Source organism: Streptomyces sp. Je 1-4 4N24, from assembly GCF_026239515.1.
Classification (GTDB): Bacteria; Actinomycetota; Actinomycetes; order Streptomycetales; family Streptomycetaceae; genus Streptomyces; species Streptomyces nigrescens.
The window spans coordinates 1,179,228-1,205,553 of record NZ_CP110836.1 but is presented as its reverse complement, the minus strand read 5'-3'; the positions used below and the strand labels follow the sequence as shown (position 1 = coordinate 1,205,553).

Sequence of the window (26,326 nt, the reverse complement as noted above, 5' to 3'; positions counted from 1 at the left end):
TCAGTGGGCCTTTCCATAGGTACGCGGCGCCGTGCCCGAAGGCGGCAGGTCACCGTTGAAACGGGGGTCGACGAACTCCCCGAAGTCGAAGGAGCGGGGGATCAGCTTCAGCGCCGCGAACGAGTCGACGATCTGCTGCTCGGAGGCGACGGCGGCCTTGTCCACGGCCACCGCGACCGCCGTCCCCCGGGTGCGCCTGACCGCGTCCAGCGCCACCTTGTCCGGCAGTCCGGTCTCCTTCGCCCAGGCCTTCGCCCAGACGTCGGGGTGTTTGAACACCCAGTTCTGTGCCCGCCGCAGCCGGTCGGTGTAGTCCTTGAGCGCCGCCGACTTCTTCTTGTCGTCCAGCGCGGCCGGCGCGGCAACCTGGAAGCTGAGCCCGTTGACGAGGCCCTGACCGGTGGTCAGCACACGTGCGTCGGCCTGATCCAGGGCCTGCGAGGTGTACGGATCCCACACCGCCCAGGCATCCACCTTCCCCCGGGTGAACGCGGCGAGCGCATCGGCCGGCTGAAGGTAGTTGAGCGTGACGTCCTTCGTCGTCAGCCCGGCCTTCTTCAGCGAGGCGACGAGTTGGTAGTGCGCGGAGCTGCCCTGGGCCACGGCGACCGACTTGCCCTTCAGCTGCGCCGGCCGCTTGAGCGGGGAGTCCTTCTTCACGAGGATGGTCTCGCCGTCCGACCTGCTGTGCGACCCGGCGATCACCTTGATCTTCGACTTCGCCGCGGCGGCGAACACGGGCGGGGTGTTGCCGACCGCGCCGACATCCACCGCCCCGGCGTTCACCGCCTCCAGCAGCGGCGGGCCCGAGGTGAACGTCGACCACTTGATCTTGTACGGAAGGTCGTCCAGCTCTCCGGCGGCCCGCAGCAAAGCCTCCGAACCGCCTTTCTGGTCACCGACGTTGAGGGTCAGCGAGCCCTTGCCGTCGGTCCCGCTCCCGGTCCCCCCGCCCCCCTCGGCCCGCGACGAACCACCGCAGGCGGCCAGCAGCAGGGTGAACGGAAGCAGCAGGGCGGCCGGGGCGAGGTGGCGTGCTCTCATGGGGTGTCCGTTTCAATCTTGGAATGGTGGAACGGTCGGTCTTCGGAACGGTCGGTCTTCGGACGGTCGGCCTTCGTGTGGCCGGGGAGTGATAAGCCGCTTCCCGGCGTGGTCAGGCAGCGGCAGCAGCCGCCGCAGCGGAGCGGTCGTCCGTGACCTCCGCGGGATCCGCCCCTCCCGCCCCGTCCTCCGTGCTGCCCTCCACACCGAGCCGGTCGAGCAACCGGGCGCGCAGGGCACCGAACCGCGGATCGGAGATATCGCGCGGCCGCGGCAGATCCACCGTGGTCTCGTACGCGATCCGGCCGCCCTCCATCACCAGCGCCCGGTCGGCGAGCAGCAGGGCCTCCTCCACGTCATGGGTGACCAGCAGCACCGCGCAGCCCCGCTCCCGCCACAGCTCGGCCACCAGGCGTTGGGCCTTGATCCGGGTCAGCGCGTCGAGCGCCCCGAACGGTTCGTCGAGCAGCAGCAGATCGGGCTCACGCACCAGCGCCCGGGCGAGCGACGCGCGCTGCGCCTCACCGCCGGACAGCGTCTTCGGCCAGGCATCCGCCCGATGACCGAGCCCGACCTCGTCCAACGCTGTTACAGCAGCCTCACGTGCGGGGCGTCCCGGCAGCCCCAACAGCACATTGCGCCAGACCCGCTTCCAGGGCATCAGCCGCGGCGCCTGGAACGCCACGGCCTTCCGGCGCGGCACCAGCACCTCACCCTCGATCTCCCTGTCGAGCCCGGCCAGCACCCGCAGCAGGGTCGACTTACCGCAGCCGCTGCGCCCGAGCAGCGCCACGAACTCACCCGGCCGGACGGTCAGTTGCAGATCATCGATGACGGCACGGTCATCGAAGGCGCGCACCAGCCCCGCCACCTGTACGGCGGCACCGGAAGGCGCGGACCGCGGGCCCTTCCCGGTCGCGGTGTCGGTCACTGACCCGTGAACGTCGGTCGCCATTGCAGCAGCAGCCTTTCGAGGGTACGGACGAGGAAGTCGGCGATGAGCCCGAGGATCGCGTAGACCACCAGGCACACCACGATCACGTCGGTGCGGAAGAATTCCCTGGCCTGGTTCATCAGGAAACCGAGGCCGTCATCGGCATTGACCTGCTCACCGAAGACCAGCGCGAGCCAGGCGGTGGCCAGCGAGTAGCGCAGCCCGGTCATGGCACCCGGCAGCGCACCCGGCAGCACCACATGCCGGATCAGCCCCCACCGGCTCAGCCCCAGCGAGGTCCCGGCCTCCACCAACTGGGCATCCACACCACGGATACCGGCATAGACGTTCAGATACAGATGAAAGGCCACACCCAGCGAGATCAACGCGATCTTGGGCGCCTCACCGATCCCCAGCCAGATGATGAACAGCGGAATCACGCCCACCCACGGGATGGAGCGCAGCATCTGCACAGTGGCGTCCACAAGGTCCTCGCCAAGCCGCGAAAGCCCCGAGGCGAGCGCCAGCACCACGCCGGTCACCCCGCCCAACACCAGCCCCACCGCGACCCGTTGGAGAGAAACCAGCATCGCCGACGGCAGCGTCCCGTCCGACAACAGATCCCCGGCAGTGGCAGCGATGGTGCCGGGCGACGCCAGGATGTCTTCCTCCAGCGCCCCGCTCGCACTGAGGACCTGCCACAACACCAACAGCGCTACGGGCCCCACCGCCCGCCGCAACCACCGCGGCACCGACCGCCGCCGCCCCGAAACCGCAACGACACGGTCGAGCACGGGCCCGCCGCCACGGGAAGCGGACTCAGCCCGCGCCTTCACGTCCGTGGAGAGCGACGGTCGCGCTGCGTCAGCGGCGCTATCGGGTGGGGCATGGCCGGACACGGCCTGATCGAGAGTCATAAAGGCTCCACGGGGAGAGGAACTGAGGGAGGGGAGGGGAGGGGAGGCGAGCCGCGGTCGCCTGCCAGGACGCCCCACGACCCAGCCCCCGGACAGCAGCGAAGGAACCGCGAACTGGAAATCCGAGCCAACCGGCAACAACGGAAGGGCCGAACGCAGGCCGCGGCAAAACCCAGGAACGCCACAAGGTCACCGGGCGACAAGTCCACCGGGTCACAAGGGCACAGGGACACAAGGCCACAGGGACACAGAGCTAAAGAGCGACCAGAGCTGCCACACCCCAAGCCGCGAAAAGCAAAAGCCCTAAAACGGCATCAGCGGCATCAGCGGTGTCAGCGACATCAGTGGCATCAGCATCGTCCTCAGCGCCGGCAACGCCATCAAGGACAGCAGTGCATCAGCAACGGCCGCCGCGGCGACACGCGGCAGAGGCCACCCGCACCAGGTCGATGTGACCGCGCGTGGTGAGCAGGGCTGATGTAGACATGTCGCTGAACGTAGCGGTGCGCTCCAACAGGGGTCAAACGTCGTCTCGGCTGATGGACCTTTGTTGCCGGAGCATGGATATGGCATTGCGGGCGACACCCGCGGGGGTGCGGACAAGGGCGGGCCGTCCATACGAAAATGAACGCATGAGCACCGCATTCACCACCCGCACCCTTGCCGTCACCACCGGCTCGACGGAGTCCGTCACCGACCTCACCGCCGACTGCGCCGCTTTCCTCCGCGAGGCGGCAGACGGCCGCGACGGCCTGCTGAACATCTTCGTCCCGCACGCCACGGCCGGTATCGCCGTACTGGAAACCGGCGCAGGAAGCGACGACGACCTCCTGGCCGCACTGCACGACCTCCTGCCCGCCGACAACCGCTGGCGCCACCGCCACGGCAGCCCGGGCCACGGCCGAGACCACGTCCTGCCGGCCCTCGTCCCACCCCACGCCACCCTCCCCGTGGTAGCGGGCCGCATGGAGCTGGGCACCTGGCAGTCCGTGTGCCTGGTCGACACGAACGTCGACAACCCGAACCGCCAGGTGCGACTGAGTTTCCTGGGGTGACCAAGTTGGCTGGCCACGTCGTCCACGGAGCGTCAACGGGAGGACGTGCTGACAGCCGCGGCATCTGTCGGGGGGCACATCATCGGCGGGCCGACGACTGGGAGGTATCGGGGAGTCATGGACCCGGTCACCCGACCCAAGCTCGGCCCGTGGTTTCGTGACGAGCGGGGCCATATGACGACCTCGTCGCCGTATTCTTGCCGACCCGGAGCGCAACACCTCACACCTCCAGTAGCGAAGCGGCCCGCCTGAACCGCGCAGGGGAGCCAGCGCCTGTCGTTGTCCTTGATGGCGGTGGCGTGCTGGCCGGCACCGCCTACCGTCTACTGGCCTTGCAGCGCCGGCCCGCGGCTACTGAACTTGATCGGGTGATGTCGGGCCGGTTCGCCTGCGGGTGGTTGGTTGGCTGCGGTAGCCCTGTGGCGTGAGATACGCGCAGGGCGGCCGGTGACCGACGCCGGGAGGCCTATGCGGGAGCGGATCCGGCTGGAGGCCGTGGAACGCTTCGGGCGCGGGAGAAGAGCCGGGAGATCGCGGTCATTTGCGGGTGAGCGAGCGGTCGGTGGAGCGGTGGCGTCGGGCCTGGCGTGAACGCGGCGAGGCTGGTGTCCTGTCGAAGGGCTCGCCCGGCCGCCGGAGACTCGGCCCCGCGCAGATCGCCAGGCTGGAGCGGGAACTGGAGCGCGGTCCGCTTGCTCACGGGTGGGTGGACCAGCGGTGGACGCCGGCGCGGGTGAAGACGCTGATCGGGCGGCTGTTCCGCGTCTCCTGCACGGTGGAGGGCACGTGCGGCTGCTCAAGCGGCACGGCTGGTCCTGGCAGCAGCCCGTGCGCCGGGCCATCGAACGTGACGACGAGGCGGTCGAGCTGTGGAAGAAGGAGGTCTGGCCGCGGGTGAGAGCACCGCGGCGGAGTGCGGCGGCTGGATCGTGTTTGAGGACGAGGCCGGCCAGTCGATGACTCCGCCGCGCGCAAGGACCTGGGGTCGCCTCGGCCACACCCCGGTCGTCCGGGTACGCGGACGGGGTTCCGGCCGGTCTCGATAGCGAGCATGACCTGCTACAGACCGGGCGAGCGGTCCCGGATGCTCTACGCGGTCCGCGAGTACAACGGGCGCAGGACCAGCCCAAGGGCTTCGGCCGGCGCGACTTCCGTGACCTGCTCATCCGGGCCCGCATCCAGCTCGGAGGTCCGATCGTGCTGGTCTGGGACAAGGTCCGCATCCACCTGACCGCCCACTGCGGGAGTTCATCGCCGCGAACGCCGACTGGCTCACCGTCTTCCAACTGCCGCCGTATGCACCGGACCTGAACCCCCAGGAGGGCGCCTGGTCGCTGGTCACACGCGACATCGGCAACTTCGCCGCAGCCGACCTGGGCCAGATCACCAGGGCCGTCAGCACGGGCTCAAGCAGATCCAGTACCGTCCGGACCTGGTCGACAGCTGCCTCACCGGCACCGGCCTGACCATGGATGGCTGACCGGCATCACCCATGTCACGTTCAGCATCCCAGGCAGGCTGTGGGCTCACTCCTCGACGGGCCCACGGCCGGTCACGTGCTGCGGCTCCACGCGTCGACTGTGGCGGCGGCCCAGGCCCTGACGCGTTCCGTGAACTCTTCGGCGGGGAACGTCCCGTCGACAGCGACATCTTCGATCGTCACAGAGAAACGGGGCGGCGGCGCGTCCCGTTGCGGCAGTGCTGCCTCGCAGGCGACTCGTGAAGGCATGCCCGTCACCCGATGGGAGTTGCCACGACGAGCCCGACCGACAAGCCGGTTCACTTCGCTGAGGCCGCCTTCGAGATAGGTGTGCAGGAGCGCCCATGCCATCGCACCGCCGTCAGCGGGAAGCCGACTGGGGTGCTGGAACAGGAAGCAAGAGACCGAGACGCCGTGCAACGGCCCCCACGGTGCCTGCCGCTCATGGTCCAACGCGAGCAAGGCATGGAAAAGATCGCCACAGGATCGTGGGCCCACGGACACACCGCACTCCGCGCAGGATTCCATGCCTTCTCCTTGATCGTCGAAGCGCAGCGTAGGACGTTCGCGACAGTCGCGCAGCTGAAATCCTGGCCGGCACCGACATCACATATTCAAGCTCAGTAGCGCAGATGCCGCGCGAAGAACCGGGCTGCGGCGTCCCCCGCGAACTGCGGGACGCCGCTGTGCCCGCCCATGTTGGCGTGCAGCGTCTTCTCCTTGGAGCCGAAGGCGTCGAACAGGTCCAGGGCCGCCTGCCGGTCGTTCCCTTCGTCGTCCCACTGCAGCAGGACGTGCAGCGGAATGGTGACCCGGCGGGCCTCCTCGAACATGGCGGCGGGCACGAGACTCCCGGCGAACAGTACGGCGGCCGAGATGCGCGGCTCGACCACCGCAAGTCGGATGCCGATGGAGATCACTCCCCCCGAGTACCCGACCGGGCCGCCGATCTCGGGCAGCGACAGGAGGGCGTCCAGGGCGGCCTGCCATTCCGGGACCGACTGTTCGACGAGCGGGAGGACGAGGGCGTCGATGATCTCGTCGCCGGCCGGCTCGCCGGCCTCCATAGCCCGGCGCAGGTCGGCGCGGGCCTGCTCGGCGGCGGCCCAACGGGGCCGGTCACCGCTCCCGGGGAGCTCGATGGTGGCCGCGGCGAAGCCATCCGCCGCGGCGTGCCGGGCCCGCCCCGCCAGCCGGGGGTACATCGTGCGCAGTCCGAGCGGAGGGTGGCCGAGCAGGATCAGCGGCGCCGGTGCGGAGGCGGATGTGGGCGTCCACAGGATGCCGGGGATCTCGCCGAGGGTGAATTCGCGTTCGAGGACGCTGTCGTCGAGGTGCTGTTCAGAAGTGAAGTGCATGGTCGTGCCCTACTTTCTTGTCTTGGGTTCGAACTGGTCACTCGTAAGATCAGCGGGACCCGGGGGCTCTGGGTATGGCTGGCATGGCGGCGCCGTGAGATGGCCGGAAAGGCTTGGCCGCCCGGAGCCCTGCGACGACTCGACCGCCAATTGGGAGATGCGACTCGATCGCTGTGTAGGGCAACGTCGGCGAGGTCGTCTGCTGGGCTGTGAACGTGCGATGAGTTGGCGGAGGTGACTGTGCCCCGAATATGGGCCGGAATGGACATCGGCAAGGAACACCACCACTGCGTGGTGCTCAACGCGAACGGTGAACGTCTGCTGTCCCGCCGGGTCCTGAACGACGAGACGGCCTTGCTGGAACTGATCGGCGACGTCCTGGCCCTCGACACCGATGTGCTGTGGGCCGTCGACCTCAACCACGGCGGAGCGGCCCTGCTGATCGGGCTGTTGCTCAGCCACGACCAGCCGATGGCCTACCTCACCGGCCTGGCCGTGCACCGCGCCTCGGCTTCCTACCGGGGCGAGGGCAAGACCGACGCCAAGGACGCCTTCGTCATCGCCGACCAGGCCCGCATGCGCCGCGACCTGGGCCTGCTGCGCCCCGGTGACGAGATTGCCGTGGACCTGCACACACTCACCACCCGCCGCACCGACCTGATGTGCGACCGCACTCGCCAGATCAACCGGCTGCGGGCCCAACTGCTGGAAATCTTCCCGGCGTTGGAACGCAATCTGGAGCTGACCAACAAGGGGCCCGTCGTTCTGCTGACGGGCTACCAGACCCCGGCGGCAATCCGCCGGGCAGGCGCGAAGCGCATCGAGACGTGGCTGCGCAACCGCAAGGTCCGCAGTGCCGCCGCACTCGCCAGGACAGCGGTGGAGGCCGCCGAGTGCCAGCACACGTCCCTGCCCGGCGAGAAGCTGGCCGCCGCCATGGTGGTCCGCCTCGCGAAGGGGGTGATGGCCCTCGATGAGGAGATCGCGGAAGTCGATGCGCTGATCGAGGCCCGGTTTCGCGAGCACCCGCACGCCGAGGTGATCCTCAGCCTGCCCGGCATGGGCAAGCAGATGGGGGCGGTGTTCATCGCCGCCACCGGCGGCGACATGGACGCGTTCGGCAGTGCCGACCGGCTTGCCGGCTACGCCGGCCTGGCACTGGCCCCGCGTGACTCCGGCCGCGTCAGCGGGAACCTCCGCAGACCCCGCCGTTTCCACCGCGGACTGCTCAACGCGATGTATCTCTCCGCGCTGTCGAGCCTGAAGAGTTGTCCGGCCTCGAAGGCGTACTACGCGCGCAAACGGGCTGAAGGGAAAGGGCACAAGCAGGCGCTGCTGGCACTCGCGCGCCGTCGCGTCAATGTTCTGTGGGCCATGATCCGTGACGGAGCGTGCTACCAAGCCGCACCACCTGTTACAGCAGCGGCTTGACATCAGCATTGGGAAGCCTTTCGGGAGTGCGCTTGAACGGCGCTCCCGGACGACCTATCGCCCGACCGTGACCCCGGAGGGGAGCACCCATGTCGATACTGCGTTCACGGGTACCACCTCCTCGTTCTCTCGCACGGCCTTCCGGAAGGTAGCAGTGGTCGCCGTGGTCCGCCAACGGGTTTTTGCAGCGGCTCCGCGGCCGGATGCCGCCTCACCACATAGGACACGGCCGCGGAGGCGATACGCCGCACTCACGCCGGCCCAGTGGTCGAGCGTCTGTGACACCGCGACACCAGCCCGGTGCTGGCGCACAACGCCCCTCCGTGATCCGCGAAATGCTTGCCGAGGCCGGTGCGGGCACGGGACCCGCCGTGGGGTAGGGAAGCGGGGACGGGGGGAAACCGGCTGATGCAAGGGCGAGTTGAGGGGCCCCTCGGAACGGACTCGATCGAGGTCAGGACTTGGGACAGGAGGCAGCGTTATGCGTATCCCCGGACCCGAGCACCAGGAGGACGGCGGGCTGAGCGCCATTGCGGCCGCGGGCGGGCTGCACCGGTACCAGTTGCTCCTGCACGAGGCGCACGGACCCGTCGTGCGCTTCCAACTACCGGGCGCGGACACGGCCGTGTCGGTCGCCGATCCCGTGCTTCTGGAGGTCACGGCGCACCTCGACGCGCGGCCCGAGGAGTTGTTCGCGTTCCTGGACCCGCTGTGCGAGGCCGGCAACCTGCAAGTGCTACCCGCCGACGAGCACACCCCCTGGCGCCGACTACTGCTCTCGGTGCTCGCCGGACGGCCGGCTCACGAGCGGCACTTCGCGCGCTTCACCGAGCTGGCGCGTGAGCTCGCGGACCGCTGGGCGGGGCAGGCCGACGGCGAACCCGTCGAGCTGCAAAAGGAGTTGACCGCGCTGTCGCTCCGTATGATCTGCGGCTTCGCGCTCGGCGGCGCGGAAACCGACACGGACCGTGTCGTCGCCGCGTTCGAGGAGGTGCTCACCGAGCACCTCGGGCGGCTCTACCAGGTGCCGCGGGCCGACCCGCGGTCGGCGGAGCGGGCCGAGGTGGCCCTTGCATATCTGCGTGAGACGGTCGACCGCGTGGTGGCGGCGCACCGCTCGGGCGGCCGCACCGACCGCAGCGACCTGATCGGGGCGCTCGTCGAGGCCGGTCAGAGCCCGGCGCGGATCCGGGACACCGTGATGGTGACGCTGCTCGCCGCCCACCACACCACCGGCGTCGCCGTCTCGTGGACACTGCACCTGCTGGGCCGCCATCCCGAAGCGGCCGATCGCGTCGCCGCCGAACTGGACCAGGTGCTGGGCGAGCGCGCCACGCCCGATTACGGTGATCTGCGGCGGCTCACGTATCTGGACATGGTGCTCAAGGAGTCGATGCGCCTGTTCCCGCCCGGCCCGTACGGCGCACGCCTGACGACCGAGGACCTGGTTCTGGGCCCGTACGAGATCCCGGCCGGGACGACGGTGTTCTATCCGTTCTGGGCGGTGCACCTGAACCCTGAGCACTGGCCCGATCCCGAGCGGTTCGATCCCGAGCGGTTCACGCCGCAGGAGGTGGCCAAGCGGCCGCGGCTCGCGTACGTCCCCTTCGGGATCGGGCCACGCAGCTGCGAGGGCGCCGCTTTGGCCACGGTCGAGGCCCAGCTTGTCCTGACCGTCCTCCTCAAGCGCCTGCGCTTTCGGCCCGCGCCGGGGCACGAAGTGACGCCGGTGGAACGGTTCGTGCTGTGGGCGCGGGACGGGATCCGGATGATGGTGCGGCCACGGGACCTCTAGTGTGATGCGCCTGAAATGACGAGACTAAGTCTGTTTCAGGTTTCAGTGGTCGGCGGGTTGATTTTGGTGAGGTAGTCGGCGAGGGAGTTGAGGATCTCGTCGGCGGTCTTGGTCCAGGTGAAGGGCCTGGGGTTCTCGTTCCATCCGTCGATCCAGGCCCTGATGTCTTGCTCCAGGGCCTTCACGGAGGTGTGCACCCCGCGGCGGATGAGCTTGTCGGTCAGCAGGCCGAACCACCGCTCGACCTGGTTCATCCAGGAGGAGCCGGTGGGGGTGAAGTGGACGTGGAAGCGGGGATGCTTGCCCAGCCACGTCTTGATCTCGGCGGTGTTGTGGGTGGCGTAATTGTCACAGACCAGGTGGACGTCGAGGCCGGCGGGCACGGCCTTGTCGATCGTGACCAGGAACTTCTTGAACTCGATCGCCCGGTGGCGGCGGTGCAGCTCCGATATGACGCTGCCGTCGGCGATATTGAAGGCGGCGAACAGGCTGGTGATGCCGCGCCGCAGGTAGTCGTGGGTACGGCGCTCGGGCATGCCCGGCATCATCGGCAGCACCGGCTGGGACCGGTCCAGCGCCTGGATTTGGCTCTTCTCATCCACGCACAGCACCACCGCTTTCTCGGGCGGATCGTGGTACAGGCCGACGACGTCGACGACCTTCGCGATGAACTGCGGGTCGGTGGAGAGCTTGAAGGCGTCCTGGAGATGAGGCTTGAGGTCGAACTTCTTCCAGATCCGCCCGATGGTGGACTTCGACAGCCCTGAGTGCTTCGCCATCGAGGCCCGCGACCAGTGGGTGTCCTTTCCCGGGGTGGACTCCAGCGTCGCGGTGAGCACGTCCTCGACCTGGTCCAGCAGGATCGAGGGCGGCCTGCCGGGACGCGGCTCATCGGTCAGCCCGTCCAGCCGCAACCGGAGGAACCTCGACCGCCAGCGATTCACCGTTCCCTGCGATACACCGAGTTCGGCGGCGATCTCCTTGTTCGTCCCGTCTTCCGCGCACCGCAGCACGATCTTCGCCCGCAGCGCCAGGAACTGCGCGGTCTTCGCCCGCCGCGCCCAGCGCCTCAGTTCCGCACGCTCAGCCTCGGAGAGCACCAGCTCCGGCTTGCGCCGACCCGTCCGCGGCTCGTCCACCAGGCCCGCCATCCGCCGGGCCACGAACCGCGAACGCCACTTGCGCACCGTCTCCGTCGACACCCCGAAGTCCGCTGCTACACCGGTATTTGACGCTCCCTCCGCACAGGCCAGAATGACCCGGGCCCGCTCTGCCACACGGGCCGACACCGCACCACCCGCCCAATGCGCCAGCTCCGCCCGCTCCTCGGCAGACAGCACGACTTCGACAGCACGAGGACCCCGAGACACCATGAAAACAGCCTACAGACTTAGTCTCGTCATTTCTGGCGCATCACACTAGTGAGCTGGTCCGGAGATCTTGTCGTAGTAGCGGCAGATGCGGTCGATGATCTGGTCTGCGGTCTTGGTCCATCTGAAGGGCCGGGCCTGGTCGTTCCAGGTCTTGATCCAGTCCTCAAGGGTGGCCGTCAGCTCGTCCAGTGAGCAGAACACGCCGCGTTCGAGGCAGCGCCGTTGCAGTTCGGCGAACCACCGCTCGACCTGGTTGATCCAGGATGAGTACGTGGGTGTGAAGTGCAGCTCGAACCGGGGATGCGCAAGCAGCCACTTGTGCACGACAGGTGCTTTGTGGGTGCGGAGGTTGTCGCAGATGACGTGGACCGCCAGGCCGGGCTCGGTCTGGCGGTCGATCTCGTCGAGGAAGTCGCGGAAGTCCACGGCCCGGTGCTGGGCCGAGAGCTTTCCGATCACTTTTCCGGTCGCGGTGTTCAGCGCAGCGAACAAGTCGATGGTGCCGTGCCGGACGTAGTCGAAGCTGCGCCGTTCGGGCACTCCAGGCAGCATCGGCAGCACCGGAGCGGTCCGCTCAAGTGCCTGGATCTGCGGTTTCTCGTCCACCGCGAACACTGCCGCGTTCGCCGGCGGAGCCAGGTAGAGACCGACCACGTCGCGGATCTTGTCGATCAGCAGCGGGTCCGGGGAGATCTTGAAAACCTCGGTCCGCCATGGCTGGAGGCCGAACGCCCGCCAGATCCGCAGCACGCTCGTGGGCGAGATCCCCACCTGCCGGGCCATCTCCCGCTTCGGCCAGTGCGTCGCCCCCTGCGGGGTCTCTTCCAGGGTGCGCACCACCACCTCCTCCACCTGGGCGTCGGTGATGGTGCGCGGGACACCGGGCCGTGGCTCGTCGGACAGCCCGTCGAGCCGGTCGCGCAGGAACCGTGTGCGCCACCGACGCACCGTTTTGCGGTCGGTGGCCAGCCGTGCGGCTGCCGCGGTGTTGTTCAGCCCGTCAGCACACGCCAACACGATCCGTGCCCGCTTCGCCAGACCCTGCGCGGTCGTGCGGCGTCTGGCCCAGTTCTGCAAGATCAGCCGCTCGGCCCCTGTTAACACCAACGGCTCCAGCCTGGTATCGCCCATCTCCCCAGCACAGCGCGGGAAGACCGGCCCCCTCAGCCGAACGCCAAGATCTGAAACAGAACACGACTCACGTGGCGACCCGAGAACTCAAGACCAGCTCACTAGGTGTGTCGTCCCGGCACGTTGGTGACGGGTGACACGTCCTGGTTGGTGCTTGAAAGGGGTGAGGGAAGTGAGTCCGCAATGGGCTGCGGAAGTGGGCGGCCGACGGCACGTGGGGAAGGTCTTCACCGTCCTGCTCGCCCAGGCCGATGCCGAGTGCGACCTCGACTGGGCCGGCCATCGCGGTGGACTCCTCTCAGTACAGGACGACTCATTTCAGCGAGTGCGGAAGACGACGTCATGACGATGGCAGGGAGCCGTGGCACACGGGGCCCGGCGGGGGAGTGTCCTGGGCGCGGACGCGGAGCAGGAAGGCGATCCAGCTGCGGTAGGGCTTCCACCGATCGGCGATCTTGGCCAATTGGGTGACGTCGTCGTCGGTGGTCGGGGCAGGGAGCCCGTATGCGGTGGCGACGGCCTTGTGGACGCGTGGTTCGTGGCGGGGAAAGACGTCGGGGTGTCCTGCTCCCCGGATGAGGATGAGTTCGGCGGAGAAGGGGCCGATGCCGGGCAGGGCGCGCAGTTCGGCGAGGGCGTGGTCGGCGGGCAGTGCACGCAGGTGGGGTGCGTCGAGTTTCCCGTCGAGGGCCGCTTCGGCCAGCGCGTGCAGCCGCTGGATCTTGATGTCGGTGAGGCCGGGCACGTGGGTGATGGCGAGCAGGGCCGCGGGGGTGGGGAATGCGTGCAGGGTCTGGCCTGCGATGTGGACGCGGTGTCCGTGCTGGTGGGCGATGCGGGCCTTGATGGCGGCTGCCTGGGTCATGCGGATGCGGTTGCCGATAATTGCCCAGGTGGCGGCTTCGTAGGGGGAGTGGAAGCACACCGGGCGCAGTCCCGGGTGGTCCGCCGCGAGCCCGGCCACCACGGGGTCCGCGGCAAGGCCGGGGAATCCGGTGGCGTCGACGTCGAGCGAGAGGATGCGGGCGAGTTGGGCCCGCACGGCCTGATGGGCCGCTGCCTCTGCAGTCACTGCCTTCGCCGGGTGCGGGGTGCCGGGATGCACGGTGAATTCGGCCCGGACCGTTCCCGTGCCGCCGTCTGCCCTCGCCCACTGCCGGACGGCGGCCGCGACGACCGAGGCGCCGTCGTCGGCGGGGAAGGCCAGGCGGAGGATTCCGTCCGCCGCGTGGTGGTAGCTCGCGGGGCTGAAACTCTCCAGGAACCGGATGCCGGAGGCGAGGGAGAAGGGCCCGGCCGGGGTGAGGGTGACGGCGGGCAACGGTCAGCCTCCGTGCGCGGTGAGGGTGTAGCCCTCGGGGCCCTCGAAGGAGAACATCGGCCCGAAGGGGCTGTCCGCGATCGGAGTGAGGATCTTGATCCCGGCAGCGGTGAGCTGGTCGTGGAGCTGATGGGCGTCGGAGGTCTGGAACCAGAGCACCGCGCCGAGTCCGGGCCGTGCGGTGTCGGCGAGGTCGACGCCCGGCAGGAGCTCGCGGACGGCGAAGGGGGTCGGCTTGGTGTCGAAGACGACCGCGTGGGGTGGCGAGAACGCGGCCCGGCGCAGACCGAGGTGCTGCTCGCAGAAGTCCGCTGCCGCGTTCAGGTCGCGCACTTGCAGGGCGACGAAGTCGGGGCCGTCGATGGTGACAGTCATGGGTCTCCTCGAATTCGATGTCAGGACTTTGACATACATGAGGTTAAGGCGACCGCGTCGCGTATGTCAAAATGCTGACATGCTGGAGAACGTGTCGGCCGAACCGTCCCACCCCACGAAAGACGTCACTCAACACGTGGGATACCTGCTCAAACGCACCCAGGCCGCCCTCCGTGGGGCCATGGACAAGGTCCTGCGCGAGCACGGCTTGACCGTGCCGCAGTACGCCACCCTCGAACTCCTGGCCCTGCATCCCGGCATGTCCAACGCCGACCTCGCCCGCGCGACCTTCGTCACCCGGCAATCCGGAAACGTCGTCCTGCGGGGCCTGCAGGAAGCGGGACTGATCACCCGCCCCGCCACCGCCGACCACGGCCGCGCCCGGCCCGCCCACCTCACCGAGGAGGGCAACGCGCGCCTGGCCGCCGTCCAGGCCGCCGTCTACGCCATCGAACAGCGCATGGTCGAAGCGATCCCGGCGCAGCGCCTGGCAGTGCTTCTCGCCGACCTCGACCGCATGGCGGCAGCGCTGGAGGAATGACCCCATTCCCGGGGCGGTGAGCTCCGCCGATCCTGTTCGTGCGGCACACGAGCCGGTGCAGACCCCTCGCGCTCATCCTGACGCCTGGCCAGGCAGGGGACGCGCCCGCATTCGAGCTGGTCATGGCCAAGATCCGGGTCCCCCGGCAGCGCGGAGGTCAACGGGTCCGGCCCGGCACCGTCCTGGCCGACAAGGCGGTGATCCGGAAGAAACGGCCTGGTTCCGGCATCCGGCCGAGGGGCGGGCGCGCGTCCAAGGGGCGTTGCCCTTGAGGCTTGTGGATCGCCGCCTTCTGGGTGAGCCGATCGAGGATCGCGAACAGGTGGCTGAGGCCGCGCCGTCCAGGTTCCGTTCGCGCCGCTCCGCCAGGCTTCGTGGGTCGGTCGTGGCGGGACCGAGCGGAGTAGTCGGAACGGATGGGCGGGATCGAGCCGAGCGGTCGGTACGGATGGGCGGGGCCGAATGCCATCCAGCGAGGGGCAGTAAAGGACAACCGGTGGCGCACAGGGGCGGCCGCGACCACAAACGGGCGTCCGACGTTTCTCACTGCTTGCGGGTGAACCACGAGGCCACGCCGTCGTGCCGACCGAAATTGGATGATCGCGCCCGTTATTGTCCTTTCTTGTGCCTTTGAGTTGCGCGTTTGTGAATCTCAAGCCCGGCGTCGGAAAGACGACGAGTGCTGTGTGGCTGGCCCATGCGCTTTATGAGTCGGGTATGTCGCCGCTGCTGGTCGACGGGGACCCGGCCGCTTCCGCGCTGCGCTGGAGCGAGCTGGCCAACGGCTTTCCGTTTCCGGTGATCGCTCTGCCGGTGGGGGACGTGCACCGTCGCGTGAACGACTTCCTCGGCGACCGGCAGGCCGTCGTGCTCGATGCGCCCCAGCTGGAGGACCACCCCCGCATCGCCCGCAGCATCATGAGGTACGCCGGCGAGTGGATCGTGCCCGTGACCCCCGCCCCCATCGAACTGGACCGGATGGCACCCATCCGGGGCGAGATGGCGGACGTGCAGTCCCTGCGTGCCGAGCCGGCCCGCTCGGCGGTGCTGCTCAATCGCACCAACCGTCCCGATGCCACGCGCACCGGGCCTGATGCGGACGCTCGCGAGGCGCTCACCGAGCGGGGTTTCGAGGTGCTGGACACCCATATCGCGCGGCTCGACCTGTACGCCCAGTCCTTCGGGAACCCGGTCCAGGCCAAGGGGTCGGCGTACATGGACTTCGCGGAGGAACTGATCAAGCGTCAGGATGAGGCATGAGTCAGCGCAAGGAGAGCTACCGCGCGGCATTGCGGCGCGGGCCGGATGTCTCGGCACCTCGGTCCACCAAGGTCACCAGGTTGCAGAGCAGATACATCCGGGTGACCGTCGAGGTCGATCCCGACCTGCGAGGTGATCTGACGCGATGGATGGGATGGCCGGTCTCCTCGGCGGTGTTCGTCGGCGCTACCGTCCTGCGTACCCTGGCCGCCACCGTCGGCTGGGTCTCTCGGCCCGGAGATCAGGCTTCGTCCGCCCCGCGCGAGGTTCCGGGTTCGGGTCGCTGACCAGCCGGCTCGCACGGCGGGGCCCTGCCTGGAGCTGCCGGCGCGTGCGGCCTGGTTCAACCCGGCGAAATGGCCTGTCCAAGACGGCTCTGACGCCGTATCGCTCCAGCCGCGCCGAGATCATCTCACCCGCAAACGGCGGCTACGGAACAGCTCTTAAAGCGTGCTGCAGAACGATCAGCGAGCCCGCGGCGTAGTCCATTTCCAGAATTGATGACACCTGCAAGTCACAGGAAATGCGGACGCATCGACGCGCTGACGACCCCGATCACGGCTGGAATCACGCGCCGGGGGCGTTCTGCGACACGCTTTAGGGTGGGGCCTGACTTTACGGAGTTTCGTGGATACCAACGTCGACAACCCGAACCGCCAGGTGCGACTGAGCTTCCTGGGCTGACCGAGATCTTCCTGGGGCTGGCCGCGAATTCTCCGCACCCTGCGTGCCCGAAACGGAGAAGCCTTGCGCGGTACGGACCTGAACGTGGTCGATCGCCCTGTGATGGAGGTGGAAAGCGCCTGCCTGGTGTACGGCGGCTGTCCCGTGTGAAGCCGGCCACGTGGTCCGCGGGAGCGTCAACGGGAGGACGTTCACCATGACATCTGGCTGAGATCGTGACCCGTGGCCGACGCCGATCGCTACCTGTGACCTCTCAGTGCCGGATCAGGCAGAAAGGGTGCCCCGCCAGGTCCGCGTAGATGCGCCAGCCCCGCCCGTCAGGGCCGGCATCCAGCATGGTCGCGCCCAAGGTCAGAACCTGTTCGTGGGCTCGGTCCAGGTCCGGAACGCCGAAGTCCAGATGGAACTGCTGAGGCCGAGCGGAATCAGGCCACTGTGGCGGCTGGTAACCCGCTGCCTGCTGGAAGGCGAGCACCAGACCGGAGGGCGTGTGCAGTGTCGCCCAGTCCTCGCCGAGCGCCCATCGCCGGTCCTGCTGATTGACGGCCTCGCCGAGCAGCGACCGGTAGAACTCGGCGAGTTGCCCCGGATCAGGGCAGTCCAGTACCACGCACTGCAGGTCAGCGATCATGGCCAGATCCTAAGCGGCCACCAGAGAGCGCACGGACCGGCCGGACCTGGCCGCCCACACCCCGAAGATCGCGGCGACAGGACCTGAAGCGGTTCTCGGTCGCGACCGACTGTCGTCGACGTGATGATTCACGCGCGACTGCCCGATATATGAGGTGTCTGTAGCCTCCGCCGCCCAAAAGAATCTTGAGACAGGAAAGGCGCTGGCCACGGCCGCTATTGGCCTCAAATCCGCCTCTGCATACGAACTTTGGGGGCATGAGACCTCGCGATCTTGGATAGCGATGCGCTCAGACCGCGCGGCTCCCAAGGTCTGGAGCCTGTGCCGTCCTGGGCTGCCGCGCCAGGGCATGATTCCCCATAACTGAAGGGATCTCCATTATCGTGCAACCGGCCCAAGAGTTCGGCGACAACCCTGTCGAAGTACGTGAAACCGGGCACTACACGGAGGAGTATGTCCCCAGCTTTGTCGAGAAGTGGGACGCGCTCATAGATTGGGAGAAGAGGGCGGAGAGCGAAGGTAACTTCTTCATCGACCTGCTGCGTAAATGGGGGGTGAGGAGTGTGCTCGACGTCGCGGCGGGCACAGGATTTCACTCCGTACGGCTGCTGGCTGCCGGATTCGAAACCGTAAGCGCGGACGGCAGCGCGGAGATGCTGGCGAGGGCCTTCGAAAACGGCACAAAGCAGGGAGGGTACATCCTGCGGGTCGTGCAGGCGGACTGGCGGTGGCTCAACAGAGACGTCCACGGGGAGTACGACGCCATCGTCTGCCTCGGCAACTCCTTCACGCATCTCTTCTCGGAGCGTGACCGGCGCAAGGCGCTGGCTGAGTTCTACGCGATGCTCAAGCATGACGGAATTCTCGTACTGGACCAGCGCAATTACGATGCGATCCTGGACGACGGGTACACGAGCAAGCACACGTACTACTACTGCGGTGAGGATGTCATCGTGGAGCCGGAGTATGTCGACGAGGGCCTGTGCCGTATGCGGTACAGCTTCCCGGACAACTCCACGTACCACCTCAACATGTTCCCGCTGCGAAAGGACTACACCCGGCGACTGATGTCCGACGTGGGTTTCCAGCGCGTCGAGACCTATGGCGACTTCCAGCACACCTACCGGGGTGAGCAGCCGGACTTCTTCGTGCATGTGGCGGAGAAGGAGTACCGGATGGAGGGCAAGGGGCAGTACGAGGGCGCGGTCAGTACCGCCCGCAGCTACTACAACTCGCCCGACGCCGACACCTTCTATGCCACGGTGTGGGGCGGCGAGGATATTCATATCGGCCTCTACGAAAGCCCCGTGGAGCCCATCGCGGACGCCAGTCGGCGCACCGTCGAGCGGATGGCGTCGAAGCTGGAGCTGTCCCGGGATTCCGTGGTGCTCGATCTCGGTTCCGGGTTCGGTGGCTCGGCGCGGTACCTGGCAGAGGCGTACGGCTGCCGGGTCCTGGCACTCAATCTCAGCGAGGTGGAGAACCAGCGCCACAAGGAGCTGAACTCGGCCCGCGCGCTCACCGACAGGATTGAGGTCGTGGACGGGTCCTTCGAGGACATCCCGTACCCGGACGACCAGTGCGATGTCATCTGGTCCCAGGATGCCTTCTTGCACAGCGGAAACCGGGTCCAGGTCCTTGAGGAGATCGCGCGGGTGCTGCGGCCCGGCGGCCATCTCATCTTCACCGACCCGATGGCGGCAGCGGACGGCAGGTCCACCGACGTACTGCAGCCGATTCTCGACCGGATCCATCTGGACGACATGGGCTCGCCCGGCTTCTACACACGCGAGCTGAACCGGCTCGGATTCACCGCTGTCGACGGTGGCTTCGAAGAGCACCGCGAGCAGCTGGTGAACCACTACACGCGGGTCCTTGAGGAGACCAAGCACCAAGAGGCCGAAGGGCTGGCCAGAAAGATCAGTCACGACTACCTCGCCCAGATGAAGAAGGGGCTCGGCCACTGGATCGACGGTGGCCGCGAGAAGCACCTCACCTGGGGAATCTTCCACTTCAGGCTCGACGCCCACGACTGAGCAACCTTCCACCGGCCACCAGGCCGTCGCCGATGCCGGGAGCGGTGTCGGCGACGGGCCACCGGCGAGGTCGCGCGGGGTGCGGCCGGGCGGGCCACGCCACCCGGCGGGGCCCGCCCAGCGAGGCCGTCCGCAGCTTCGACGGCCGAGAAGTCACGTCTTCCCTCCCCGGCGCCCAGCGCCGTCCACCTGGGGCACGCGCGTTCGCTTACCCTGGCTGTGTCGGGTGCCCCTGGCGAGGGGCCGTGCCTGGAAGCCCCGGATGCAGCAGTGCTCTGCGTCGGGCCCGGGAACCGGCGCCGCCCCGGCACGAACGCAGGGACGGAACCGGCGGAAGCAGATGCGGGTGAGGTATGGACAACAGGCTCGTGCCCGTCGCGTGCCCGCTTCGGGGAGAACCGCGAAAGCGGGTGGCGGGGGAAACCGGCCACGGCCAGGGCCTGGCGCCGAGGGCGAGGCGTCGTGGATAAGGTCGCGCTCACGGCCGCGGGTCTCTACGTCATCGTCCTGCTGCGAGCCGGAGGGACATTCGCCGTCGGGTGGCTCGCCGGTGCCGGTGTCAGGCGCAGCAGGTTCGCTGAGCGGATCTCCCCGGCCAAGTTCGAGCGCGCCGAACGGGCGATCCAGCGGTGGGGCGCGCCGGTGGTGGCCCTCTCCTTCCTGACCGTCGGTTTCCAGACCGCCGCCAACTTCCTCGCGGGGAGTATGCGCATGCCTCTGCTGCGTTACCTCCCCGCACTGTTCGTGGGGGGAGCGGGCTGGGCGCTGGTCTACGCGACCGCCGGGATCGGCGCACTGGAAATGCTGGCAAGGCTGTTCGCCGAGCAGACGGCGCTCGGTGTGGCCGCGGTCGCCGCCCTCCTCCTCGCGGTGTGCGGCGTGGGGGTGTACCGGCGCAGACACGCTGCGTTGGTCACGCGCGACACCGCGGCCGACGAGTCCTGAAGGGCCCTGCCGTGCCGGCGCCGTCGCGCGTACGGGCGGCGGCGTGACGGATTCCCGAGCCCAGTACGGCCTCCCGAGGCCCGCCATGCGGCGGGGTGGCCGGGAAGGGGCGGCCCCGGTGGGGGCGCCGGTAGGCTCGGTTGCTTCCGTTACCGCCCTTTTGTCGTACGGACGTTGGGCATCGAGAGAGGACGTGTGTGGGCGCGCCGCTGGGAAGTGAGCTGAGTAGTGAACGGCTGGCAGCACGGCAGCAGGAGCTACAGGCCGAGGCCGATGCGGTCGCAGCCGACCTCGATCTCGTGCGGCTGCTGTCGACGCGGGGCGAGGCCGTGCGGGTGGGGAGCGCGGCGCTGGGCCTGATGGTGCTGCCGGATCTCGACATCACCGTGGTCTGTCCCGAGTTGGAAGCGGACACCCGGCGGGCGGTGGCCGGGATCGGCGCCGAGCTGGCGGTGCACGACCGTGTGCGGCAGGTGACGTTCCGGGACGACACGGGGGAGTGGAACACCGATCCCCGCTACCCGGACGGGCTCTACCTCAACATCCACTACCGCTCGCGGGCCGGGCGGGACTGGACCCTGGACATCTGGTTCGTCGACGAGCCCGACCGGCAGCCCGACCTGGCCCACGCCCGGACGCTGCCGCCCCGGCTGACGGACGCGCACCGCGCGGCGATCCTGCGGATCAAGCAGGTACTGGCCTCGCGGGCCGGCGCCCGGGTGCCCAGTTACGAGGTCTACCGCGCGGTGCTGGACGGCGAGGTCACCACCGCCGACGCCTTCGACGAGTGGTACGCCGCGGAACAGGCCGGGCGGCCCGGCCAGGAGTGAGCCACGGCGGGCAGGGCGCGGCGCTGCCGAAGGGGCGGTGGCGTGGCGCCGCCCCCTCGGCACGGGACCTCGGCGACGGTCCTTAGGCCAACGGCCGGTAACCAGCGGCAAAGTAGTCCTCGGCCGTGCCCTCCCGGTTGACGTCCCAGGTGGCGCAGTGCAGGGAGCCGCCGTACTCGAAGACGTCACGGAACGGCACGGGGAAGACCTCGAAGCCGAGCTTGTCGAGCAGGTCCTGGAGCGGTTTCTCCTGGGCCTCGCAGACCACCTTCGTCGGCGAGATGCTCAGTACGTTCATGGACAGCCACTTGGAGGACTGGCAGTGGGCCGGCATCTCGTCGTTGGTGGACGTCGGCTGGGGGACATCGATGAGTTCCCAGCCGTTGCGCAGGAACAGTTGCTCCTCGCCCTCACGCAGCGGCCGTTCCGGGTTCGTCAGGACGAGTCCGGGGCGCAGCGGGACGAAGGTGCAGTCGATGTGGGAGGGGAAGAAGTCGAGCGGGAAGTGCACCGGGTGGACCCGGAAGCCGCGCGGCTCCAGATGGCGCTTGAGCCAGTGGATACCGAGGCGGTTGGTGGTCATCGACTCCTGCACGACGATGTCCCGTCCGAACCGGCTGATGTCGGCGGCGTCGAAGACCACCTCGTCCTGGGTGACGCAGAATTCGTACGAGTGCATCTCCCGGTGCCGCTTCTCCAGGGGCCAGTCCCAGAATCCCTCGCGGTACATGGAGTCGGCCATCGACGGTTTGGGCGCCACCGTCCACACCATGTCGGGGTCGCCGCGCCAGTACTCGTATACCAGCTTGCGGTACGCCTGATACTCGAAGTACCTGGCCCGGCGCGACATCGTGGCCTCGATGATCTCGTTGCCCAGCGTGATCATCACGTCACGGGGGCACACCACGCAGTACGGGTTCGCCACCTCGAAGTCCGGGGTGCGCAGCGGGCCCGGCGCCCCCGGTGCCTCGGGCCTGCGGACGGTCACCCCCTGCGAGGTGAGCAGCGCCACCAGACCGTCCAGCTGCTCATTGGCGCGGTCGATCATCTCGGCGGGTTTGGGGCCGGTGGGGAAGGGGGCGGCGCGGCCGTCTCGGGTCCGCAGTTGGGGCCGGTATCCGGGTTCGCTCGGCTCGAAGCAGGCGTTGTCGGCGATGCCGACGACGATCTCCCGCAGCGGATCCCATTCGTTCCAGGAATTGACCAGGCTCACCGGTCGGCTCATGGTGACACTCCCTCTCTGTCGTTCTTCAGTGCGCTGTTTCCGTGCGGCCGGGCGTCCCGGGGCCCTGTGCGGCTTCGGCGCCCAGCGGGAAGGAGCACAGTCCCGGGTCACCCAGGTGGGCGGCGAGGGCGGCGCAGGCAGGTCCGGCGCGGTGGCCCGCCGCCGGAGGCGTCAGGGCCGACAGCGCCGCGACGCCGTCCGCCGTGTGGTGGTCGATGGCCTGTCCGCCGTGGTGCAGCCGTCCGGGCCCGTCCGGATGACCGGCGGCTGTCACCGGAACCGTCAGCGCGTACGACGGCGCCACCGCCACGGCGCGACGGACGAACCGTTCGAGCGCGGCACTGCCGACCCCCTCCAGTCCGGGCAGTTCCTCCTGGACCGCGCGGTTGAACAGGTAGACGGGGAAGTCCGGACGCGCGGCCCGCAGGCCGAGGCCGGAGGCGTGGCGCGGATTGAGTTCGGTCGCGGTGAAGCCCTCCGGGGTGAGCAGCCCGTCCACGCTGAAGATCCCGCGGTAGCCGGTGGTGCGGACGAGTTCCGCGCCCGCGCGTCGGGCGGCGCCGCGGATGTCCCGCTCCGCCTCGTCGCCCGGCCGCCAGTGGGTGGACGATCCGCAGAACAGCAGCCTGCCGGTCGACGGATCGCCCAGTGTGACGATCTCTATCGGCGCGAACACGGCGATCCCGTCGGGCAGCGCCATGCCGAGCACGCTGCACGGCACCCCGTCAGCGAACCGGGCCACCCGTACCCGGTCGCTCCGTCCGGCGAGGTCGCGTACGGCGTCGACGAAACCGCCGGGGCGCGGCACCCAGCGCAGGCCCAACGAGTCCCCGACGTGGCCGCGGGTCGAATCGGCGGCGACCACGACCCCGGCCGGTCCGCCGATCCCGGCGGCCGCGTCAGGGCGGCGCAGCACGTCCTCGACCTGGCCGACGAGGTACGGCGGCGAGGCCACCCCGGCGGCGGCCCACAGCCGGTCGATGGTGGTCTTGTCCTCGATGGCGGCCCACTCGGGGCGCCGCCAGCCGTACACCGTCCGTCCCAGGACCTCGGCCGCCCCGGTCCGCGGGGTCCCCAACGCGAGCCACTGCCGCGCCGGGTCCCGTGCGTCCAGCCAGCGCAGGACGTCGTCGGACGGATCGCGCAGCCACGCCTCGAAAGCGGGCCGGGACAGCCGCAGGCCGGCGTCGGAGCAGTGCCAGCTCTCCGCGACCTCGGGCGCGCCGGGCCCCGGGCCGGTGCGCGAGATGACGGCTTCCACCCGGGCGCCGCACGCGCGCAGTTCACCGACGAGGGAGGTGGCGCGGTGGTCGAAGTCGTCGAGCAGCAGGACGACGCCGCGCCCGGCCCAGAAGCTCCACAGCGCCCCGGACACGGTGGCGATGAGGGCGGTGGCGGCTGCGGATTCCCCGGTGTCCGGGGGGCTCGGGGGATGGGACCGCCTGGAGGTGCTGGTCATGTCCGTTCCTTCCGGTCGACCGGGTCACCGCTGTGCGGTGCCGGTGCTGTGTCGCGGGGTGAGGTCCTGGCGAGCCTGAGATAGACGGCGGCGCCCACGAGCAGCGCGCACGCCATCACGGCCCACGGCGCGCTGCCCGACACGGAGAACAGCAGCGTGTGCACGCCGGGGCCCAGCGCGCCCGACAGGCCCCAGGCGAGCTGGTAGAGGGCGCTGTAGCGGCCGGCGTCCTGCGGTGTGGCGAACGACAGCACGAGGGTCATGGCGACCGCCCCGAAGACCGCCTCACCCAGGCTGAACACCAGGACGAGCAGGACGATCAGCACCGTGCCGGCGACGCCCGCCAAGCTGCCGAGCAGTACCAGCGCTCCGAGGGAGACCGCGACCAGCGCGGCGGCCAGCGCCATCAGCCGCATCGGCGGGTACCGGCGGCCCAGCGACAGCGCCAGCGGCTGGCACGCCGGGATCGCCACGCAGGACAGCACGTAGACCACTGGTGGCATCCACAACGGCAGGCCCAGCGACCGGAGATAGACGGGCAGGATCGAGTCGAACGCCACGCTGGAGAGGGTGAGGGAGAGCGTCGCGCCGGTGAAGGCGAGGAACCGGCGGTTGGCGAGGACCCCGCGGTACGAGGCGCCGGTCCGGTGGCCCGCCTGTGACGAGGCCACCGGACCCGAACCGCGGCCCACCCAACGGAACATGACGCCGGCGACGGCGAAGCTCACGGCGTTGACCAGGGGGATGAGGTGCCACAGCGCGGTGCCGTCGGCCTCCTCGAACGAGGCCGCCAGCGCCACCGCCAGCGCGCCCACCCCGAGCCCGACGTTGCGCAGACTGTTCATCAGGGCGAACAGGCGGCGCTGCTCGTGCTCTTCGGTGGTGACGCTGCCGACCAGGCCCGCATGGGCCGCCCAGTACAGGCGGTCGCCGAAACTGATGGCGCAGGCGGTGACGGCGACCGTCGCGGGTCTGTCGGCGAGCAGGTAGCAGGGGAAGGCCACCGCCCGGATCGCGCAGCTGAGCACCGCGGCGGGGAACGGCCCCATCCGGTCGGTGAGTACCCCGGCGGCCAGCCCACCGGCCAGCAGCGCGGTCAGCGAGCCGGCGCTGAGGGCGCTGCCGGCGGCGGTCAGCGCCATGCCCTGGCCGTAGGTGAAGTACAGCAGGGAGAACGTGATCCAGACGCCGCTGCCCAGCGCGTCCACGACCATCGCCGTCATGAAGGCGCCGGCGCGCCCCGAGGTCCCGGTCACGGTGCCGCCCATCGGACCTCCCGCGACCACCAGTCGTCGACCTCCCGCAACTGCGGGGTGAGCGCCTCGGCGTCGTCGACCCGGAAGAGGAGTTCGGCGACGCTGTCCGTACTGGACCGCGGCCCCTCGTACCGCCTTCCGGGCTCGCCCGAGGTGACGTAGCCGCGTGCGCGGGGCAGCGGGCAGTGGGCGGGCAGCCGCACCAGGGTTCCGCGCCGGGGCGGGAACCAGCCCCAGCCGTGGCGCGGATATCCACGCCCCGGGTCCGGCACGTCGGGGGACAGCCCGGCCTGGCCCCGCACATGCGCCTCGTAGAGGCCGACCCCCGTCGAGAGCGCGTACGCCTCGGCGATGCCGCAGCCACCCGGGCGGCAGGCGATCTCGCACAGGACCAGCGCGTCCTGCGGGGTGTGGAAGAACTCGGCGTGGAAGGCCGTCACCTCCTCGACGGCGGGCAGCGCCGCGACCACCCGTGCCGCCGCGGCCACCAGCCGGCCGGCCAGCGGATCCGCCGCTGCGAGCATGCCGCTGACGCTGGGCACGCCCTCCGTCGCCGTGTCGAGGTTGGTGTGCAGGTAGCGGGACGCGAGGCCGTGCAGGACCGCGCCCTTCGCCATCAGCCCGTCGACATGGCAGACGTCGCCTTCGACGTACCGTTCGGCCAGCCAGGCACGGTCGGCGGAGAGGGCGCACCCGCGCACCGCCCGCGCGTCGCGCAGGACCCGCACCCCGACCGATCCCGCGCCGTCGGCCGGTTTCACCACCACGGGCAGGCCATGGGCCGCCGCGAAGGACCGCAGGTCGCCGGTGTCACGCACGGGCGCCATGGGGGACACCGCGACGCCGTGCCGGGCCGCCAGCGCCTTCATCCGGTGTTTGTCCCGGTAGGCCAGCGCGCTCGCCGTCGACTGGCCGGGCAGGCCGTGGCGTTCCCTCGCCCGCGCCGCGCGGACCACGTCGATCTCCGCGGTGGTGACCACCCGCTCGACGCCGCCGTCCGCGCAGATCCGGTCGATCAGGTCGTCGACCTCGGGCGACTCGTAGTCGTCCACGGTCTCGAAGCGGGCGAACCGCTCCCGCGGCAGGGGCAGGGACGACGGCAGCCCCACGACCGACCTGGCCGTCAGGACGATCAGGGACGCGCCCGGCAGCCACGCCGGGAGCAGGGGAAGCAGGGGCCTGCGGTTGAGCAGCAGCAACGCCATGGACAGCCTTTCGGGGACGCACTCCTCGGAGCGACGAGGC

Annotated in this window: 26 protein-coding genes and 2 pseudogenes; 13 read left to right on the top strand and 15 right to left on the bottom strand. The window is 69.3% G+C overall.

Annotation, left to right across the window (positions count from 1 at the left end; translation table 11 throughout):
• The 4 genes from SLV14N_RS05040 to SLV14N_RS38935 all read right to left on the bottom strand — a co-directional run bounded on the left by SLV14N_RS05040 (position 1) and on the right by SLV14N_RS38935 (position 3,382).
• A complete protein-coding gene (locus SLV14N_RS05040; protein ID WP_263268284.1) occupies positions 1 to 1,044 on the bottom strand; it encodes an ABC transporter substrate-binding protein in 1,044 nt (347 codons plus the stop codon).
• Positions 1,045 to 1,156: 112 nt separating this feature from the next.
• Positions 1,157 to 1,999: an ABC transporter ATP-binding protein gene (locus tag SLV14N_RS05035; protein ID WP_259670128.1), complete on the bottom strand. Its 843-nt coding sequence runs from the start codon at positions 1,997 to 1,999 to the stop codon at positions 1,157 to 1,159.
• Complete coding sequence (locus tag SLV14N_RS05030) at positions 1,972 to 2,895, bottom strand: ABC transporter permease (protein ID WP_263268283.1); 924 nt, start codon at positions 2,893 to 2,895, stop codon at positions 1,972 to 1,974. The genes SLV14N_RS05035 and SLV14N_RS05030 overlap by 28 nt, the downstream gene beginning before the upstream one ends.
• Before the next feature lie 397 nt (positions 2,896 to 3,292).
• On the bottom strand, positions 3,293 to 3,382 hold the full coding sequence (locus tag SLV14N_RS38935; protein ID WP_362608349.1) for a putative leader peptide: 90 nt from the start codon (positions 3,380 to 3,382) through the stop codon (positions 3,293 to 3,295).
• 145 nt (positions 3,383 to 3,527) lie between these two features.
• Between SLV14N_RS38935 and SLV14N_RS05025 the strand changes: the two genes are divergently transcribed.
• From SLV14N_RS05025 to SLV14N_RS38930, 4 genes and pseudogenes are all read left to right on the top strand, one after another.
• Complete coding sequence (locus SLV14N_RS05025) at positions 3,528 to 3,950, top strand: secondary thiamine-phosphate synthase enzyme YjbQ (RefSeq protein WP_208679912.1); 423 nt, start codon at positions 3,528 to 3,530, stop codon at positions 3,948 to 3,950.
• A 547-nt stretch (positions 3,951 to 4,497) separates the two neighbouring features.
• Positions 4,498 to 4,659 (top strand): annotated as a pseudogene (locus SLV14N_RS38770) (hypothetical protein); the annotation flags it as partial.
• A complete protein-coding gene (locus tag SLV14N_RS38765) occupies positions 4,653 to 4,910 on the top strand; it encodes a winged helix-turn-helix domain-containing protein (protein WP_336298244.1) in 258 nt (85 codons plus the stop codon). The pseudogene SLV14N_RS38770 and the gene SLV14N_RS38765, both read left to right, overlap by 7 nt.
• Positions 4,911 to 5,155: 245 nt before the next feature.
• Positions 5,156 to 5,416, top strand: a complete 261-nt coding sequence (locus SLV14N_RS38930; RefSeq protein WP_317633732.1) for a transposase — start codon at positions 5,156 to 5,158, stop codon at positions 5,414 to 5,416.
• Positions 5,417 to 5,502: 86 nt separating this feature from the next.
• On the opposite strand, the gene SLV14N_RS05010 is transcribed toward SLV14N_RS38930, so the two are convergent.
• Together SLV14N_RS05010 and SLV14N_RS05005 are read right to left on the bottom strand one after the other, a co-directional pair.
• Positions 5,503 to 5,958 carry a DUF5946 family protein gene (locus SLV14N_RS05010; RefSeq protein ID WP_208679911.1) on the bottom strand — a complete coding sequence of 152 codons (456 nt, stop codon included), beginning with the start codon at positions 5,956 to 5,958 and terminating at the stop codon, positions 5,503 to 5,505.
• Positions 5,959 to 6,050: 92 nt separating this feature from the next.
• Positions 6,051 to 6,788 carry an alpha/beta hydrolase gene (locus tag SLV14N_RS05005; RefSeq protein ID WP_263268282.1) on the bottom strand — a complete coding sequence of 246 codons (738 nt, stop codon included), beginning with the start codon at positions 6,786 to 6,788 and terminating at the stop codon, positions 6,051 to 6,053.
• A 234-nt stretch (positions 6,789 to 7,022) separates the two neighbouring features.
• On the opposite strand from SLV14N_RS05005, the gene SLV14N_RS05000 reads away from it, so the two are divergent.
• Together SLV14N_RS05000 and SLV14N_RS04995 are read left to right on the top strand one after the other, a co-directional pair.
• The gene (locus SLV14N_RS05000; protein WP_263268281.1) at positions 7,023 to 8,219 is read left to right on the top strand and encodes an IS110 family transposase; all 1,197 of its coding nucleotides are present in this window, start codon (positions 7,023 to 7,025) and stop codon (positions 8,217 to 8,219) included.
• 481 nt (positions 8,220 to 8,700) lie between these two features.
• Entirely contained in the window at positions 8,701 to 10,014 is a 1,314-nt protein-coding gene (locus SLV14N_RS04995) for a cytochrome P450 (protein WP_263268280.1), read from the top strand.
• A gap of 35 nt (positions 10,015 to 10,049) precedes the next feature.
• On the opposite strand, the gene SLV14N_RS04990 is transcribed toward SLV14N_RS04995, so the two are convergent.
• From SLV14N_RS04990 to SLV14N_RS04975, 4 genes are all read right to left on the bottom strand, one after another.
• Positions 10,050 to 11,387, bottom strand: a complete 1,338-nt coding sequence (locus tag SLV14N_RS04990) for an IS630 family transposase (RefSeq protein ID WP_263268279.1) — start codon at positions 11,385 to 11,387, stop codon at positions 10,050 to 10,052.
• Between the two features lie 45 nt (positions 11,388 to 11,432).
• Positions 11,433 to 12,518, bottom strand: a complete 1,086-nt coding sequence (locus SLV14N_RS04985) for an IS630 family transposase (protein WP_265872774.1) — start codon at positions 12,516 to 12,518, stop codon at positions 11,433 to 11,435.
• A 340-nt stretch (positions 12,519 to 12,858) separates the two neighbouring features.
• Complete coding sequence (locus SLV14N_RS04980; RefSeq protein WP_263268277.1) at positions 12,859 to 13,839, bottom strand: DNA-3-methyladenine glycosylase; 981 nt, start codon at positions 13,837 to 13,839, stop codon at positions 12,859 to 12,861.
• A gap of 3 nt (positions 13,840 to 13,842) precedes the next feature.
• Positions 13,843 to 14,214 carry a VOC family protein gene (locus SLV14N_RS04975; RefSeq protein WP_127154196.1) on the bottom strand — a complete coding sequence of 124 codons (372 nt, stop codon included), beginning with the start codon at positions 14,212 to 14,214 and terminating at the stop codon, positions 13,843 to 13,845.
• Positions 14,215 to 14,293: 79 nt separating this feature from the next.
• On the opposite strand from SLV14N_RS04975, the gene SLV14N_RS04970 reads away from it, so the two are divergent.
• The 4 genes and pseudogenes from SLV14N_RS04970 to SLV14N_RS04955 all read left to right on the top strand — a co-directional run bounded on the left by SLV14N_RS04970 (position 14,294) and on the right by SLV14N_RS04955 (position 16,302).
• On the top strand, positions 14,294 to 14,755 hold the full coding sequence (locus SLV14N_RS04970) for a MarR family winged helix-turn-helix transcriptional regulator (RefSeq protein ID WP_263268276.1): 462 nt from the start codon (positions 14,294 to 14,296) through the stop codon (positions 14,753 to 14,755).
• Between the two features lie 53 nt (positions 14,756 to 14,808).
• Positions 14,809 to 14,952: pseudogene (locus SLV14N_RS04965) on the top strand (IS5/IS1182 family transposase); the annotation flags it as partial.
• Positions 14,953 to 15,379: 427 nt separating this feature from the next.
• Entirely contained in the window at positions 15,380 to 16,015 is a 636-nt protein-coding gene (locus tag SLV14N_RS04960; RefSeq protein ID WP_317633694.1) for a ParA family protein, read from the top strand.
• Positions 16,012 to 16,302 carry a hypothetical protein gene (locus tag SLV14N_RS04955; RefSeq protein ID WP_263268274.1) on the top strand — a complete coding sequence of 97 codons (291 nt, stop codon included), beginning with the start codon at positions 16,012 to 16,014 and terminating at the stop codon, positions 16,300 to 16,302. Before SLV14N_RS04960 ends, SLV14N_RS04955 begins: the two co-directional genes overlap by 4 nt.
• A 650-nt stretch (positions 16,303 to 16,952) precedes the next feature.
• Here the strand turns inward: SLV14N_RS04955 and SLV14N_RS04950 are convergent.
• The gene (locus SLV14N_RS04950; protein ID WP_263268273.1) at positions 16,953 to 17,330 is read right to left on the bottom strand and encodes a VOC family protein; all 378 of its coding nucleotides are present in this window, start codon (positions 17,328 to 17,330) and stop codon (positions 16,953 to 16,955) included.
• A 383-nt stretch (positions 17,331 to 17,713) separates the two neighbouring features.
• On the opposite strand from SLV14N_RS04950, the gene SLV14N_RS04945 reads away from it, so the two are divergent.
• From SLV14N_RS04945 to SLV14N_RS04935, 3 genes are all read left to right on the top strand, one after another.
• Positions 17,714 to 19,366: a methyltransferase domain-containing protein gene (locus tag SLV14N_RS04945; RefSeq protein ID WP_263268271.1), complete on the top strand. Its 1,653-nt coding sequence runs from the start codon at positions 17,714 to 17,716 to the stop codon at positions 19,364 to 19,366.
• A gap of 462 nt (positions 19,367 to 19,828) precedes the next feature.
• Positions 19,829 to 20,311: a DedA family protein gene (locus SLV14N_RS04940; RefSeq protein ID WP_263268269.1), complete on the top strand. Its 483-nt coding sequence runs from the start codon at positions 19,829 to 19,831 to the stop codon at positions 20,309 to 20,311.
• Between the two features lie 197 nt (positions 20,312 to 20,508).
• Entirely contained in the window at positions 20,509 to 21,141 is a 633-nt protein-coding gene (locus tag SLV14N_RS04935; protein ID WP_263268268.1) for a hypothetical protein, read from the top strand.
• A gap of 82 nt (positions 21,142 to 21,223) precedes the next feature.
• Here SLV14N_RS04935 and SLV14N_RS04930 read toward each other — a convergent pair whose 3' ends face one another.
• Genes SLV14N_RS04930 through SLV14N_RS04915 form a run of 4 tightly spaced genes read right to left on the bottom strand, consistent with a single transcriptional unit; the run spans position 21,224 to position 26,286 of the window.
• Positions 21,224 to 22,366 (bottom strand): glycine amidinotransferase, encoded by a 1,143-nt coding sequence (locus SLV14N_RS04930; protein WP_263268267.1) that lies wholly within the window; start codon positions 22,364 to 22,366, stop codon positions 21,224 to 21,226.
• 25 nt (positions 22,367 to 22,391) lie between these two features.
• Entirely contained in the window at positions 22,392 to 23,825 is a 1,434-nt protein-coding gene (locus tag SLV14N_RS04925) for a hypothetical protein (protein WP_263268265.1), read from the bottom strand.
• A complete protein-coding gene (locus SLV14N_RS04920) occupies positions 23,822 to 25,093 on the bottom strand; it encodes an MFS transporter (protein WP_263268264.1) in 1,272 nt (423 codons plus the stop codon). Before SLV14N_RS04920 ends, SLV14N_RS04925 begins: the two co-directional genes overlap by 4 nt.
• Positions 25,078 to 26,286, bottom strand: a complete 1,209-nt coding sequence (locus SLV14N_RS04915) for an acetyl-CoA carboxylase biotin carboxylase subunit family protein (protein WP_263268262.1) — start codon at positions 26,284 to 26,286, stop codon at positions 25,078 to 25,080. The genes SLV14N_RS04920 and SLV14N_RS04915 overlap by 16 nt, the downstream gene beginning before the upstream one ends.
• Between the last annotated feature and the right edge of the window lie 40 nt (positions 26,287 to 26,326).

Excerpts from the sequence above, each read along its gene's own strand:
- SLV14N_RS04985 (WP_265872774.1), bottom strand. The coding sequence starts at position 12,518 with ATGGGCGATACCAGGCTGGAGCCGTTGGTGTTAACAGGGGCCGAGCGG.
- SLV14N_RS04955 (WP_263268274.1), top strand. The coding sequence starts at position 16,012 with ATGAGTCAGCGCAAGGAGAGCTACCGCGCGGCATTGCGGCGCGGGCCG.
- SLV14N_RS04930 (WP_263268267.1), bottom strand. The coding sequence starts at position 22,366 with ATGAGCCGACCGGTGAGCCTGGTCAATTCCTGGAACGAATGGGATCCG.
- SLV14N_RS05030 (WP_263268283.1), bottom strand. The coding sequence starts at position 2,895 with ATGACTCTCGATCAGGCCGTGTCCGGCCATGCCCCACCCGATAGCGCC.
- SLV14N_RS05035 (WP_259670128.1), bottom strand. The coding sequence starts at position 1,999 with ATGGCGACCGACGTTCACGGGTCAGTGACCGACACCGCGACCGGGAAG.
- SLV14N_RS05005 (WP_263268282.1), bottom strand. The coding sequence starts at position 6,788 with ATGCACTTCACTTCTGAACAGCACCTCGACGACAGCGTCCTCGAACGC.
- SLV14N_RS05040 (WP_263268284.1), bottom strand. The coding sequence starts at position 1,044 with ATGAGAGCACGCCACCTCGCCCCGGCCGCCCTGCTGCTTCCGTTCACC.
- SLV14N_RS04915 (WP_263268262.1), bottom strand. The coding sequence starts at position 26,286 with ATGGCGTTGCTGCTGCTCAACCGCAGGCCCCTGCTTCCCCTGCTCCCG.
- SLV14N_RS04970 (WP_263268276.1), top strand. The coding sequence starts at position 14,294 with ATGCTGGAGAACGTGTCGGCCGAACCGTCCCACCCCACGAAAGACGTC.
- SLV14N_RS04950 (WP_263268273.1), bottom strand. The coding sequence starts at position 17,330 with ATGATCGCTGACCTGCAGTGCGTGGTACTGGACTGCCCTGATCCGGGG.
- SLV14N_RS05010 (WP_208679911.1), bottom strand. The coding sequence starts at position 5,958 with ATGGAATCCTGCGCGGAGTGCGGTGTGTCCGTGGGCCCACGATCCTGT.
- SLV14N_RS04920 (WP_263268264.1), bottom strand. The coding sequence starts at position 25,093 with ATGGGCGGCACCGTGACCGGGACCTCGGGGCGCGCCGGCGCCTTCATG.
- SLV14N_RS04975 (WP_127154196.1), bottom strand. The coding sequence starts at position 14,214 with ATGACTGTCACCATCGACGGCCCCGACTTCGTCGCCCTGCAAGTGCGC.
- SLV14N_RS04995 (WP_263268280.1), top strand. The coding sequence starts at position 8,701 with ATGCGTATCCCCGGACCCGAGCACCAGGAGGACGGCGGGCTGAGCGCC.
- SLV14N_RS05025 (WP_208679912.1), top strand. The coding sequence starts at position 3,528 with ATGAGCACCGCATTCACCACCCGCACCCTTGCCGTCACCACCGGCTCG.
- SLV14N_RS04990 (WP_263268279.1), bottom strand. The coding sequence starts at position 11,387 with ATGGTGTCTCGGGGTCCTCGTGCTGTCGAAGTCGTGCTGTCTGCCGAG.
- SLV14N_RS38935 (WP_362608349.1), bottom strand. The coding sequence starts at position 3,382 with ATGTCTACATCAGCCCTGCTCACCACGCGCGGTCACATCGACCTGGTG.
- SLV14N_RS04925 (WP_263268265.1), bottom strand. The coding sequence starts at position 23,825 with ATGACCAGCACCTCCAGGCGGTCCCATCCCCCGAGCCCCCCGGACACC.